The organism is Rhizobium leguminosarum (assembly GCF_001679785.1).
Taxonomy (GTDB): domain Bacteria; phylum Pseudomonadota; class Alphaproteobacteria; order Rhizobiales; family Rhizobiaceae; genus Rhizobium; species Rhizobium leguminosarum_R.
The window spans coordinates 514,849-528,312 of the sequence record NZ_CP016290.1 but is presented as its reverse complement, the minus strand read 5'-3'; the positions used below and the strand labels follow the sequence as shown (position 1 = coordinate 528,312).

Below are 13,464 nucleotides of genomic sequence, written 5' to 3'. Positions count from 1 at the left end.
CGGCAGCCTCATCTGATGTATTTGTATTGCTCCTCTTCGTGAGAGCGTAGCGAAGCATTTCCTCAGCGACTCGCTCCGGGCTCGGGCGTGGGTCAGTCTTCGACCGGACGAATGTTCCTCTATCGCGGCGGGCCTTCGCAGGTGAAGCAATCGATCCAGCGCGCCATGACCTTCGCCGATACCATGTATGTCCGCGAAGCCTGGGCCTTGGCACAACGGCCGTAAACGTCTGCCATGGTCGCTTTGACCAAAACGACAACTGTCGGGGCAATTGACACTAAGCGACCGGAATATGTGGCGAGGGCCTTTGTCATTGAGGAGCTGATGGCCGCCGTCAAGGTCTAGCAGGCTATTGAAAAATAAGCTGGTCTGGAGGCTTTCGCCGTGATTCACTCGCTTCGTCGATTTTTGGAGTGATGCATGCGCGGCGGCGATGTGAGGACGGGCGAACTCTTCAGCTATGTCGATCTGGAGGATCGCGTTCGTAAAGATCATCCGCTACGGGCAATTCGGCAGATCGTGAACGATGCGCTCGTTTCACTGGAAGGGGAGTTCGCTGCGCTTTATTCGCCAATTGGGCGGCCATCGATCGCGCCTGAGAAGCTTCTCCGCGCCATGCTTTTGCAAGCCTTCTATTCGATCCGCTCTGAGCGGCTTTTGATGGAGCGGCTGGAATACGACCTTCTGTTCCGCTGGTTCGTTGGCATTGGCATTGACGATCCAGCTTGGGACCATTCGGTGTTTTCGAAGAACCGCGACCGGTTGCTGGAAGGCGACATCGCCGCGAAGTTCCTCGGTGCGATCCTTTCGCAGCCCAAAGTAAAGCGGTTGCTGTCAACGGACCACTTCTCTGTCGATGGCACGCTGATCGAAGCTTGGGCGTCGATCAAGAGCTTCAAGCCGAAGGACGGCCCAAAGGGGTGATCATGGCGAACCACCGTTGGATGCGGGCGGCCGGAATAAGGAAGCAGACTTCCATGGCGAGAGACGCTCCAACGAGACGCATGTTTCAACGACCGATCCGGATGCGAAGCTTTATAGGAAGGGAAAAGGCAAGGAGGCTAAGCTGTGCTTCATGGGGCATGGGCTGATGGAAAATCGCCATGGCTTGCTGGTCGATGCCTATCTGACAGAGTCCAGCGGATATGCTGAACGGGTAGCGGCGTTGCACATGATCGGGCCCTTCACTGAGCGGACACAAGCGATCACGCTGGGTGCCGACAAGGCCTATGACACAAAGGACTTCGTCAAAGATTTGCGGTCGATGAAGGTCACGCCCCATGTGGCGCAGAACATCAATGGTCGCCGCTCGGCCATTGATGGACGCACGACGCGCCATTCCGGCTATCGGGTCAGCTTGGGCATCCGCAAGCGCATCGAGGAGGCGTTCGGCTGGATCAAAACCGTCGCCGGGCAGAATAAGACGAAGTTCCGTGGCCGCGACCGCGTCGTATGGGCCTTCACCTTCGCGGTCGCCGCCTATGATCTGGTGCGGTTACCGAAACTGATAGCAGTGCTGTCATGAGCGCGGCGTCGAATTGCCGCCTGATTGGCCGCTGGTGGATCGTCGAGGCCGATCTGTGGGATCGGGATTATCTCAACCTGGTCGAGCCCGCCACAATCACCATCAGGGCCGGTCATGGCGAGATCGCCTTCGGTGCGATGCAAGCGGGCCTCGATCTCGCCTACAGCACGTCCATGGTCTCCTTCACATGGGCCGGATGCGACGAAATGGACGAAGTCTCAGGTGACGGTCATGCCGAATTGCTCGACAGCGGCTCGATCGAGATCACTTTCGCTTATCACAATGGCGACGAGGACATCCTAAAGGCCAAACGGGAGACTTCTTCAACAGCCTGGTAGAGAAGTTAACCTGACATCGCCCTTTTCGCTGATCGTGCCTTGGTCGTTGGCACTCTTACTGGCACGACCGCCGGCAAGGTCCCCTCCCTGCCCGCTCCTCACGGCATAGCCACTGGGACGGGTTAATTGGTTTCTCTGCGTTCCGCGTCCAGCCAGTTTTCGAGCTTCAGTCCGGGATACGCCAGGAAGTCCCGCGTGTTGTTGGTCACCAATACCGTGTCCAGAGCGATCGCATGCGATGCGATCAGTTTGTCGAGATGATCTTTCTTCCGGTCTCTCGTCGCCATTCGAACCGGACCGTAGGCACACGCTGCTGCGATCCCAAACGGCTCTACCGTGATCAGTTCGGCCAGGGCGGTGAGATTATCAAGTTCTCGTGCCGGATCATCGGATGCGGAAACACCATACTCGAGTTCCGCGAAGGTGATGGCGGACATCACCACGTCCCCCACGTAGCAACTGGCAAAGCGGCGAGCGACCTGCTCCGGCTGGTTTTTCATCAGGTAGATACACATGTTCGTATCGAGCATGTAGCGCGCCATCAGATCTTATCCCGCTCGTCTTGCTCATGGGACTCTCTTCCGTCACGCATGAAATCCGGAGAGAAACGGGCGAATACGTCCAGAACGCCGGCCAGGGAGCGATGCACAGGACGGATGCGAAGCTCGTCGCCGATGCGCTCGATCTCCAACTCAACATCGGTTCGCTCAAACGCCAGTTCCGCCGGTATGCGAACCGCCTGGGAATTTCCATTCCTGAAAGCTTTAGTGGTGTGCATGTCATCAACCTTGTGCGTACGTGGATGTACTATATCCTAGGCTTTCCAAATTGTACATCCTCAGTGTGTACGTAAATGTTTTAGCGCTTGGGGCGACGGGGCGCATCTCGCAAACAGGTTGAGCTCGCTCGTGCCGAATCGTGTGCTGGTCCACCCGCCAACGGGTATTGGCCCATTCGGGTAACGGTTCGTTCCTGCCCGGTCCAAGTCTCGACAGACGAGATATTGAGAGCGCGATGCCGCGCTCACATCTGCAAGGAGCATCCGCAGAAGGCGTATGCGCATCTCATCGTAACATGCCGCTCTTACGATAGGCCGGTGCTCGCGCCAATGTCGCCGGCAGGCGCGACTTCGACGGCGTAGCGCGAAAGGCGGTGAAATGTTCGCCGCCGATCTGTGTAGTATGGAAATTGCGATTGGCATGACGGGCACCTGTGTCGTCGACCGTGACAAAGGGAAGTGTATTGCAGATGTTCAGCAGGATGGCTGATCCCCGCTTTGCGGCGGATCTCCGCAACCGACACACGATCATGGGGATCGTTCCTCCCGGCCGAAGACGAGCCCACGCCAGACCGCGGAGCGGATCGCTGAGGAAATTGTCTCGTTGCGCCTTCACTAAGAGAAAATTCAATGAGGCACGGCCTTCCGACGGAGCGGTAAGTTTGTTGGCGCGGCAGCTTATTGACGGTTGACGGCCTATGTAACGATTCGATATCGTAATGACGGAATAAGAAAGCCATTGAACTACAACACCGTCAGGAAGCAATTGTGGCGCATTTTGTGAATCTACGCATGGTCAAGGGTCCGACCTCCTTGTCTCGGCGATTGAGAACGAGGGGTCGAGTACATCGGCGTCTCCGGCGAGGAAAACCCTCGACGTCGTCGCTCCTGCTCCATCTGCATCAAGACGGCGTCTTCCTGTCACGACGGGGACATCGGTGGAGCATCTGGCGCCGACAATCGCCGCGTAGGACGTCTTCTACATGCCGCCTTAAGTCATTGGCTGCCGGCAGCGCTTGCCGGTTACCTTCCGCCCTTTCATCGCATAGAGAGTGAAGTGCCATCATGTCCGGACAATCCTTGCCGACGCTGCCGATGTGGCGCGTCAATCACATCGAGCCCTCGCCCGAGATGTTGGCGTTACGCGCCAACGGTCCGATCCACCGCGTGCGCTTCCCGTCCGGGCACGAAGGCTGGTGGGTGACAGGCTACGAGGAAGCTAAGGCGGTACTGTCCGACGCGGCGTTCCGGCCCTCGGGAATGCCGCCGGCGGCATTCACCCCGGCTACGGTGATTCTCGGTTCGCCGGGGTGGCTGGGCTCGCACGAGGGCAGCGAGCATGCCCGGTTACGCACGATCGTGGCGCCGGCCTTCAGCAACCGCAGGGTGAAGCTGCTCGCGCAGCAGATCGAGGCGATCGCCGCGCAGTTGTTCGAGACGCTGGCGGCCCAGCCCCAGCCCGCCGACCTGCGACACCACCTCTCCTTTCCGCTTCCGGCCAAGGTCATCAGCGCGCTGATGGGCGTGCCCTACGAGGATCACGCCTTTTTCGCCGAGCTGTCCGACGAGGTTATGACGCACCAGCATGAAAGCGGCCCGCGTAGCGCGTCGCGTCTGGCCTGGGAAGAATTGCGCGCCTACATTCGCGGCAAGATGCGGGAAAAGCGCCAGGATCCGGGCGACAACCTGCTGACGGATCTGCTCGCGGCGGTCGACCAGGGCAAGGCGACCGAGGAAGAGGCGATCGGCCTGGCAGCGGGCATGCTGGTGGCGGGGCACGAGAGCACCGTCGCACAGATTGAATTCGGCCTGCTGGCCATGTTCCGCCATCCGCAACAGCGCGAACGCCTGGTCGGCGATCCATCCCTCGTGGACAAGGCGGTAGAGGAAATCCTGCGCATGTACCCGCCGGGCGCGGGCTGGGACGGCATCATGCGCTATCCGAGGACCGACGTGACCATCGCGGGCGTGCATATTCCCGCGGAGAGCAAGGTGCTGGTCGGCCTGCCGGCGACGTCGTTCGATCCACGCCATTTCGACGACCCGGAAATCTTCGACATCGGACGCGCCGAAAAGCCGCACCTGGCGTTCTCCTACGGGCCGCACTACTGCATTGGCGAGGCGCTTGCCAGGCTGGAACTCAAGGTGGTGTTCGGTTCGATCTTTCAGCGCTTTCCCGCGCTACGCCTGGCCGTGGCGCCCGAAGAACTGAAGTTGCGCAAGGAGATCATCACTGGCGGGTTTGAGGAGTTGCCGGTGCTCTGGTGATGCGCGGACACCACCGGGAATCGCGATCTTTCCGCAATTTGCCGGCGCACCCGGCGCGCGCCAGTCAGATCAGCCAGCCAAGAGGTAACCCAGATGGATGTGCAAGAAACCACGGCAAGCGATCTGATCGCTCGGAGCACCAGATGTGACGTCATGAAAGATTTCGCCCTTCCATTCACAGTCAAAGTCTACCTGGGCTCTATGGGGCTCTCAAACAGCGGATCTGACGAGCTCATTGGTAGGGTGAGCGACTTGCTCCACGGCAATGATGTTAAACGTACCGAAGCGGCCCAATCAATCGTAAGTTTCATCGACGAACTTGCAGCGAGCCGTCGGAAGCAATCGGCTGCCGATTTCACGACATACATCGTGCAGGCGCAGGTCCAGGGTCGTTCCCTGACAGATGAGGAAGTCCGGGGCATCGGCGTACTCTTCTTGATTGCCGGACTCGACACGGTCGCTGCCGCGTTAGGCTTTGACCTGGCCTATCTCGCACGCAATCCGGAGGATCAGGAATCGCTGCGGAGAGAGCCGACCCGGATCGCAACCGCAGTTGAAGAATTGTTGCGCGCCTATTCAACCGTTCAGATTATCCGCGTGGCTACGAAAGACGTGGACTTTGAAGGAGTGTCCATGCGTAAGGGAGACTTCGTTTCCTGCGCAACGATGATTGCTAACCGCGACCCCGCAGAATTCATGTGCCCGGACACAATCGACTTGGCGCGACAGGACCACCGCTACATAGCGTTTGGCTATGGTCCTCATCTTTGCCTCGGGGCAAATCTTGCCCGGCTTGAGATTGCCGTAGGCATCAACGAATGGCTGACTCGGATCCCCACCTTTCGAATCAAAGAGGTATGGCGCCGATGACCCATGGGGGTCATGTACTCGGGCTCAAAAATTTAATTTTGACTGGTCCTAACAAACTCAGCGATGGTGGGAAAAACAATGGACGAAGCCAATATCAGTGAGCTACTCGACCGCGAGGCCATCAGAGACTGCCTCTACCGGTATTGCCGCGGGATTGACCGGGAGGATGAGGCGGCGCTGCGCAGCGCGTACTGGCCGGATGCGCATGACAACCATGGGGGCTATTCTGGACCATCCGAGGGCTTTATCCGACTTGCGCTTGGCATCTTCGAGACCGAGCCGCGCAATGTTCATCAGATAGCGAATGTACTGATTGAATTCTCCAGCCCCTCAGAGGCCACGGTCGAGAGCTATTTCACGGCGCTTCAACGTGGGCCGGACGCAGGCGGTGAGATACGGCAGGTGCTCCTGTGCGGCCGCTACGGCGATCTGTTCCACAAGCGGGAAGGGGAGTGGCGCATCATAGCCCGAACAGTGATTTACGATTGGATTGAGCAGCAGACCCCACCCGGACTGCCTGAAAGCGAAAGGTTCGCATCACGGCGGCCAATTGGAGCGCCGTATCCGAATGATCCGATTTATGCGCTTCTCGAAGGCACCAGCCCGAGATGTGGACCAACATCGGAGGCGAACGACCATGATTGATCTGCAACATCCACCATTTCCTACCCATGGAGTCTGCTTAGTGACGATGCGCATAACTGGTTGTCTTTTGATCTTCATATCTGCGCCGCCGACGTGCTCATCCAGCAAGGGCCAGGTGTTGGCCGAGCAATTACGAGAGTACAAAGAGATCTCTTCTCAACGTTTTCCTGAGAGAACGGCCCCAGCGTTGCTTCACTTGTGCGGACGTGTTCCCAAAGAAAGGGGCGGAATGCGGCTCTGCCTCGAGAAAAAGCCGACGTTGCATTCCCGGGCTCCTGCAGCGAGGCCCGACACTCAGCGTGCAGAGGAGTTCTCATGAAACAGCAGCTAGGGCGCGTCGTCGTGATCACGGGTGCTGCAGGCGGGATTGGCCGCGCGTTGGTCGATCTTTTTGCTACAGGCGGGGACACTGTCGTCGCCGTAGATCTTCCTGACAGTGGCGTGCTCGAGATGGCTCGCCATCTCGGGTATCCGCATCTCTGTCTCGAGTGCGACGTCTCGCGCCAGGAAGACATCCTGTCGCTATACAGTCGTATCGAAGAACGGTTTTTGCATATTGATGTGCTTGTCAACAATGCGGCGGTGGGGCCTGACCTGGTGGCGACATCGAACACCCTTGTCGAAGATTTTCAACTCGCCCTTCGGGTAAACCTCGTTGGACCTAATATCATGGCGCGCGAGACAGCGCGACGAATGAAGCCTGGCGGCGTGGTCGCAAACGTCGCCTCGGTCGCGGGATTACTAGCCAACCCTCACCGCAACGCATATGCCGCATCAAAAGCGGGCTTGATCGCGACCACAAAAGTGTTGGCATGCGAATGGGCTCCACGCGGCATCCGCGTGTGCGCCGTAGCGCCCGGTTACGTGCGCACGCCGATGATTGCGGAGTTAGAACGCGCGGGCAAAATCCGTTCTGCTCAAGTCAGGAGCCGCATACCAATGGGGCGCATGGCTCGGCCTGACGAGGTCGCTCGGGCAGTTCGTTTTATGGTCAGTGCGCAGGCAGCGTACATCACCGGATCAACGCTGGTCGTGGATGGTGGTTTGATGTCATTCAACCAGCCCGGCGAAGCGCATCCAACAGTGGACAACTCACGCGATGCAGAGCCCCGAAGACGCGTTGAAGGCACCCATGCGCGAATTGCGGTCGTCGTGGGTGGTGCGAAAGGGATAGGCGCTGCTGTCGTTGGCCGGTTTGCCGAACGAGGCGACACTGTCGTGATCGCCGACAAAAACGGCGAGGCAGCGGCAGATTTGGCGAGTTCGCTTGGTGACAAGCATCTGGCAATATCGGCAGACGTCACCCGAGAGAGCGAGGTCGTCGCACTGTTTGACGAACTGCGGCAGCGCTACGGCCATATTGACATTCTCGTCACCTGCGCTGCACCAAAGGGCGCGTTTGTCCTGTCCATAGAAGACGTTTCGCAAGTTTTTGAACAGGGGCTGGGTGTCAATCTCACCGGCGCCTTCACCTGTGCTCGCGAGGCCATCAAGGTGATGCGACCTGGTAGCGTGATCCTCAACCTCGGAGCCTGCGCGGATTTTCTGCGCCCCGCTTCTCGCCATACCGCCGATGCATACAACGCGGCAATAGAAATGCTCACGAGGTGCATGGCGGCAGAACTAGGACCATTTGGCGTAAGGACAGCCACAATCGTTCCAGGCCATATCCGCACGCTTGGCGTCACCCACTGGTCGAAATTCATGTCGAGGTGGGTCGCGCGGCAGATCCCGATGGGCAGGCTTGGAGAACCGGAAGAAGTGGCCGACGCTGCCTGCTTCCTGGCTTCGGCTGACGCTTCCTACATCACCGGATCGATCCTCAATGTGGATGGCGGGTTGACTTCAAACTTCGGGCCGAGTTGCGTCAGCAAATCTGATCTAACTGGCAATCGCCTATGTGATGACGATCGCACGAAGCTGAGGATTCCAGGGACTTAAGTCCAGCACACTCGGGCGCAAAGTGCATGCTGCGGCATTTTTCGATGGAACGTTTCCTTGAATCCGCAGACACGCTCTGCGGTTCAAGGCGAATGGCAGAGGCAGCTTCTCGCGAGATGGCCGCTTACTCGATCGTCGAAAGCTGGATTGGCTAAGGCTTTACGACCTGCATCCTACATCGGGTCTTCCCGATAGCGAACAAGGAGACTGTATGGAGTTCGCGACATTCATTCTGGCCACCCAGCGCGGCTATCACCAAACGTCGGACAGCGTCATCCACGACGCCATTGAACAAGCCGTCCTTTCTGAGCAGGCAGGCTTCGATACCGCTTGGTTCGCCGAACATCACTTTAACAACTACAGCCTGGTCCCGTCGCCGCTGATGATGGTCGCTCATTGCGCCGGCGTGACAAAAAGAATTCGTCTTGGAACTGCTGTCTGCGTCCTGCCGCTTTATCAGCCGCAGCGCTTGCTCGCCGAAATCGGTTTTGCCGATGTCGTTTCGAACGGCCGCCTCGAGCTCGGTGTTGGCTCAGGGTATCAGCAGTTCGAATTCGAGCGCTTCGGCGTCAACATTGATAACGCGCCAGCCGTGTTTTCGGAATATCTTGATATTGTGCTCAAAGGTCTCAGTCGGAAAATCTTCTCGCACAGCGGCCACTTTATGCAGATCCCTCCGACTGCGATCTCGGTCCGAACTATTCAAAAGCCCTCGCCGCCGATCTGGATCGCAACCGGGTCTCCGAGCAGTATGCGGCGGGCTTATCGTGAGAGACATAATCTCCTCGTAACCGCGCTACACAACGGATTGGAGACTTTGGGTGCTTTGCGAGGAATGATCCAGGAGGCAGCAGCTGCCGAGTTCAAGAGCCCTGGCGACGCGAAGATATCATTGCTGCGCTGCTGTTACGCGAGCGCTGACGGAGCGGAGATCAACCGCTATCTCGACAACGCACGTTTCCAGCGCCAGCTATCCGAAGCGCTTCATCAGCGTCGTCAGCAGAGCCACGATGGCTATATGCTGCAGGCAACGCCGACGCAGCAGGATATGTCTCTCGAGACTATGCGGGAGAACCTGCCGATCGGTAGCATAAATCAAGTCATTGACCGCCTCCTGCAAGAAATCGAAATTCTGAAGCCGGACCAGATTGCGATTCAGACCCAACTGGGAGACCTCGATCAGACTACGATGCTGCGTCAGATAGAGCTCTGGGGAGATAAGATCATTCCAGCAGTCAATAAGTCCCTCAGTCGGTAGCGTCGCCTTAACTTGCGTCGGGCACAGGATTGGCCACAATGGGGCTGGGTTATGCCACAGTCGAAAGGGTGATTTCCCGCCACGTGCTCATGGCGGCGTTTTGCAGTTTTCGATATTCGGCAGTGGTCGTCTTTTTGCGTTGAAGATGGAACAGGTTTGCGATCGGGCCATGGATGGAGAGGAAGCGCTGGCATTGCTCTGCCGACTTGAACCGGATCATGCCTCGTTCGCGTCGTCGAACAGCCAGATGCGAATTCTCCACCCGGTTATTCAGGCCCTTATGCGAGCGATGCTCGACACTGGGCATGATTTCTCTTCTGGCTGCATTGTAGGATCTGAGCTTGTCGGTGATTATGACACGTGGCGCGACGCACTGGCCCTTCAGTAGCTTTCGCATCAGTCGAAGGGCCGCCGTCTTGTCCCGGCGGCTCTGGAGCAATGCAAAGAGAACATAACCATCAGCATCGACGGCCCGCCACAACCAGTATTTTCTGCCTTTGATAGCAACGACCATTTTGTCGAGAGATGCCACTTGTCGGCAAAACGTCCTCTGGATCGATGTCGGATGGAACGGGCATATTCTCGGCCGAACTTGGCAGCTCATCCCGCTGCAGTCTGGAACGAGACTTCTATGCCGCGCTCTGCCAGCAGATCTTCTATATGACGCAGGCTCAGCGGAAAGCGGAAATAGAGCCACACCGCATGCGCTATGATCTCGGCGGGAAAACGATGACGCTTATATCGCGGCGGCGTGACATCGGTCGACGGGTTCGGGCTCATGCCGGTAAATACCGCCGCAAATGTTAAGGCGACGCTACCGCTCGACGAGATCGTCCAGACGCGGCGTAACACTAAGGCGGCCAAGCGCCTGCTGACGCGACTTCTGAAGAAGCAGGGCATGCCGCCAAAGCGTATGATCACCGACAAATTGCGCTCCTACGGGGCGGCCAAACGCCAGGTCATGCCGAACGTGGAACACCGCTCGCATAAAGGCTTGAACAACCGGGCGAGAATTCTCACCTGCCGTTGAGAAAACGGGAGCGAACGCGACAGGGTTTCCGGTCGGTTGGCTCATTGCAACATTTCGTGTCGATCTTCTCCGCCGTGCGAAACCTCTTCGTCCCATCCCAGACCAACCGCACCGCAGCACAAATTCGAACCCATCGACGCCAGGCAATGGCCGCGTGGGAAGCCGTGAGTGCACGGCCTGCCTGAAAAGCGCAGGGTCGGCCTCACGTGGCCACATTCAAACAACGTGACAACGCCCCTTACGGCATGTTGATCGACTGTTTCGTCCATCATTATGCCGGCGCGTTGTTGAAGAGCGTCAGGCGAAAGCAGGATCTCCGAAGGACGATTGTGCGTCATGCATGAAAAGTCCGAACTTAGCGATTCCCTGCTTGATGATGCCGAGGGCTTGCGCGGGGGAGGCGGACGATCCCGTTGGTGGTGGTGACCTCGGCGAGGCTCTCGCCATGCGCGACCTGGATAGTGATGACCCTTGCACGAACGAAGGAGACCCCCCGCAGCACGGTCTTGTTCAGCGATAGCTCGGCGACAGTCCGCTTCAGCTTGACCTTCACCCTTCCAAAATAGCGTAGACGCTTCACTTGCGAGGGCATCAGACCGGTATATTTTGCGCTAATTTAGAAGGTCGCGTTTAGAAGCTTCTGCTTTGCGACAGACATCGGCGATCGGACTCCCCCTCTACCAAAATTGAGGACAATGCGATCTCCACTTAATTTCTTCCTGCACGGGTCGTAAGTCGCAGTTCCAGATGGCCCGATTAACCGAAATTCTCGACATCCAACTTATGACATCGTCGTCACTTTTGGCGGCTTCGCGACATGCATTCGTCTTCGCCCAATCCCCTATTTTCCGCCCACATAGCTGAAATAGCAGCAATTAATTGTTGGTCAGCTCAATCGGCCTTCCTGGCGCGAATCTTGAGAGCTATTGCGAGCCAGCGGAACAGCCGCCGCATCCGCGTTGCGGGATAACCGCATTGCTTCGAACACATGAAGGAACACTAACTATGACGGGAAAGTGCGGAACTGGCAAATCGCCCAGAATGTAGGCAAGTTCCAAAAGGGAGTGGACGTGCTCGCCGGCGTCCGCGACGAGGATGTCGATGTCGAAGCGGCGCCGAAGACGTGTCATGCTTCACACACGGCCAAGGCTTTCTGAGCTCGAGGCGATCTGGAGATTCTGTTGGCGATCTGGGGAAAGACGTCACCCTGCTGGAATAGGTGAAAAAGAATGCTACCGGGCCTGTCGCAAATTTTCTTAGTTAACCGTCTGTTGACGCTCGCCGGAGAAATTCTCGCTTCGAATTTGTGGAGCGAGCCTGTGATTCTGAATACCATTGCCGAGAAGCTGAAGCGCCGGTCGAAAGATGATTTCAAAGGGCGGCATTTCGAGGCATGGCTCATCGTACAGGCGGTGGCCTGGTATCTGCGGTATCCGCTCAGCTACCGAGACCTTGAGGAGATGTTCCAAGAGCGCGGCTTCGAAGTGGACCACAGCACGATTAACCGTATGCTCCGATGATCGAGAAGCGGCTGCGGCAGCGTAACGTTAACCTGGCATCGATCAAGATGTGGGATCTGGCGGCATGGCCAGATTTTCCCGTGATCCTCTTTATCGTCGCCACCGATTTCCAACGGAGGTGATTGCCCATGCCGTTTGGCTCTATTTCCGGTTTCCGCTCAGCCTGCGGATGGTCGAGGACATGCTGGCAGCGCGTGGCGTCATCGTCTCCCACCAGACCGTGCGACTCTGGGCTGAGAAGTTCGGCAGACACTTTGCCAACGCCATTCGGAAGCGATCAGCCGGCAGGCTCGGCGACAAATGGCACCTCGATGAGGTTGTCATCACCATCGGTGGAAAGAAACACTGGCTTTTGCGCGCCGTTGATCAGGACGGCTTTGTTCTCGACGTGTTGGTGCAAAGCCGCCGCATGCCAAGGCGGCAAAGCGCTTGATGCGAAAGCTTCTGAAAGGGCAACGCCGTTCGCCGCGTGTGATGATCACCGACAAGCTTCGATCCTACGGTGCGGCGAAGCGGGAGATCATGCCGGGCGTCGAGCATCGCTCGCACAAGGGCCCGAACAATCGGGCGGAGAACTCTCATAAACCCGTCCGACGACGGGAGAGGATCATGAAGCGCTTCAAGTCAGCGCGACAGCTTCAGCGTTTCGCTTCCATCCACGACCCGATCGTCAACCTCTTTAACGTTCCCCGCCACGATATTCCATTCACCCACCATCGAGAACTGCGAGCAACGGCCATGCAAGCATGGCGCCTAATCGCGCGCCTTCACGCCGAATGAACCAAAGACTCATTCCCAGATCTTGCCTGCGCAGCGTTAAGTTTACAGTGCCGTGTGGTGAGGTCTAACAGAGGATTATGCGCAATCGGTCAGAAACGGGATCAGAAGAATCATTAGGTTTGAGTGCCCAGAGCACGCCTAGCCGAGTTCGATCTGATCCACGTATTCCGTAAGGGCCCGCGACGTGTTGAAGTCGCTTTTTGAGGCCGGACACACGTCAGAATCCGACCACATGCCCGTACGGAAGTAAGATTTTGCTTGCATTTACCGGGGCGTCCACACACGTCGACCTGGAGAATGCCGACGAAGCCGTCGAGATGAGTCATCAGGCGCTCGGCTTTGCGGTCCGGTGCATAGACATAGACGACACCGGGTGGATCGGTTGCCAGCCATGGTCTGTCATCGCGGGCATAAGCCCCAAAGCTGCCTCGTCTTGGTCTTACCGCGCCCCGGATCGAGCACCGGCGCTGTCGTCTCGTCGGCAAAGAGCTTCGAAGATGCATCTGCGGCC

At 57.7% G+C, this 13,464-nt stretch carries 7 protein-coding genes and 7 pseudogenes; 10 read left to right on the top strand and 4 right to left on the bottom strand.

Annotation, left to right across the window (positions count from 1 at the left end):
* The first annotated feature begins 420 nt into the window (after window positions 1-420).
* Both BA011_RS36905 and BA011_RS36900 read left to right on the top strand, forming a co-directional pair.
* Window positions 421-1,525, top strand: a pseudogene (locus tag BA011_RS36905) (IS5 family transposase).
* The gene (locus BA011_RS36900; RefSeq protein ID WP_062940124.1) at window positions 1,522-1,863 is read left to right on the top strand and encodes a hypothetical protein; all 342 of its coding nucleotides are present in this window, start codon (window positions 1,522-1,524) and stop codon (window positions 1,861-1,863) included. The pseudogene BA011_RS36905 and the gene BA011_RS36900 overlap by 4 nt, the downstream one beginning before the upstream one ends.
* 122 nt (window positions 1,864-1,985) lie before the next feature.
* Here the strand turns inward: BA011_RS36900 and BA011_RS36895 are convergent, their stop codons facing one another.
* Together BA011_RS36895 and vapB are read right to left on the bottom strand one after the other, a co-directional pair.
* Entirely contained in the window at window positions 1,986-2,405 is a 420-nt protein-coding gene (locus BA011_RS36895; RefSeq protein WP_062940123.1) for a type II toxin-antitoxin system VapC family toxin, read from the bottom strand.
* Window positions 2,405-2,641, bottom strand: coding sequence for a type II toxin-antitoxin system VapB family antitoxin (gene vapB, locus BA011_RS36890; RefSeq protein ID WP_062940122.1), 237 nt, complete (start codon window positions 2,639-2,641; stop codon window positions 2,405-2,407). The genes BA011_RS36895 and vapB overlap by 1 nt, the downstream gene beginning before the upstream one ends.
* Window positions 2,642-3,706: 1,065 nt before the next feature.
* Between vapB and BA011_RS36880 the strand changes: the two genes are divergently transcribed.
* The 5 genes and pseudogenes from BA011_RS36880 (at window position 3,707) to BA011_RS36860 (ending at window position 9,623) form a co-directional block, all read left to right on the top strand.
* Complete coding sequence (locus BA011_RS36880) at window positions 3,707-4,909, top strand: cytochrome P450 (protein ID WP_065284436.1); 1,203 nt, start codon at window positions 3,707-3,709, stop codon at window positions 4,907-4,909.
* Window positions 4,910-5,032: 123 nt separating this feature from the next.
* Window positions 5,033-5,880 (top strand): annotated as a pseudogene (locus tag BA011_RS36875) (cytochrome P450); the annotation flags it as partial.
* Complete coding sequence (locus BA011_RS36870; RefSeq protein WP_065284435.1) at window positions 5,858-6,424, top strand: nuclear transport factor 2 family protein; 567 nt, start codon at window positions 5,858-5,860, stop codon at window positions 6,422-6,424. The pseudogene BA011_RS36875 and the gene BA011_RS36870, both read left to right, overlap by 23 nt.
* A gap of 315 nt (window positions 6,425-6,739) precedes the next feature.
* Complete coding sequence (locus BA011_RS36865) at window positions 6,740-8,365, top strand: SDR family oxidoreductase (protein WP_062940119.1); 1,626 nt, start codon at window positions 6,740-6,742, stop codon at window positions 8,363-8,365.
* Between the two features lie 211 nt (window positions 8,366-8,576).
* Window positions 8,577-9,623 (top strand): LLM class flavin-dependent oxidoreductase, encoded by a 1,047-nt coding sequence (locus tag BA011_RS36860; RefSeq protein WP_062940118.1) that lies wholly within the window; start codon window positions 8,577-8,579, stop codon window positions 9,621-9,623.
* A 49-nt stretch (window positions 9,624-9,672) separates the two neighbouring features.
* Here the strand turns inward: BA011_RS36860 and BA011_RS36855 are convergent.
* Window positions 9,673-10,403, bottom strand: a pseudogene (locus BA011_RS36855) (IS6 family transposase).
* Between the two features lie 40 nt (window positions 10,404-10,443).
* Here BA011_RS36855 and BA011_RS36850 point away from each other — a divergent pair.
* The 3 pseudogenes from BA011_RS36850 to BA011_RS36835 all read left to right on the top strand — a co-directional run.
* Window positions 10,444-10,838: pseudogene (locus BA011_RS36850) on the top strand (IS6 family transposase); the annotation flags it as partial.
* A 1,134-nt stretch (window positions 10,839-11,972) separates the two neighbouring features.
* A pseudogene (locus BA011_RS36840) lies at window positions 11,973-12,223 on the top strand (IS6 family transposase); the annotation flags it as partial.
* Window positions 12,224-12,237: 14 nt separating this feature from the next.
* Window positions 12,238-12,953, top strand: a pseudogene (locus BA011_RS36835) (IS6 family transposase).
* Window positions 12,954-13,237: 284 nt separating this feature from the next.
* Here BA011_RS36835 and BA011_RS43615 read toward each other — a convergent pair.
* Window positions 13,238-13,454 (bottom strand): annotated as a pseudogene (locus BA011_RS43615) (IS66 family transposase); the annotation flags it as partial.
* Window positions 13,455-13,464: the final 10 nt, after the last annotated feature.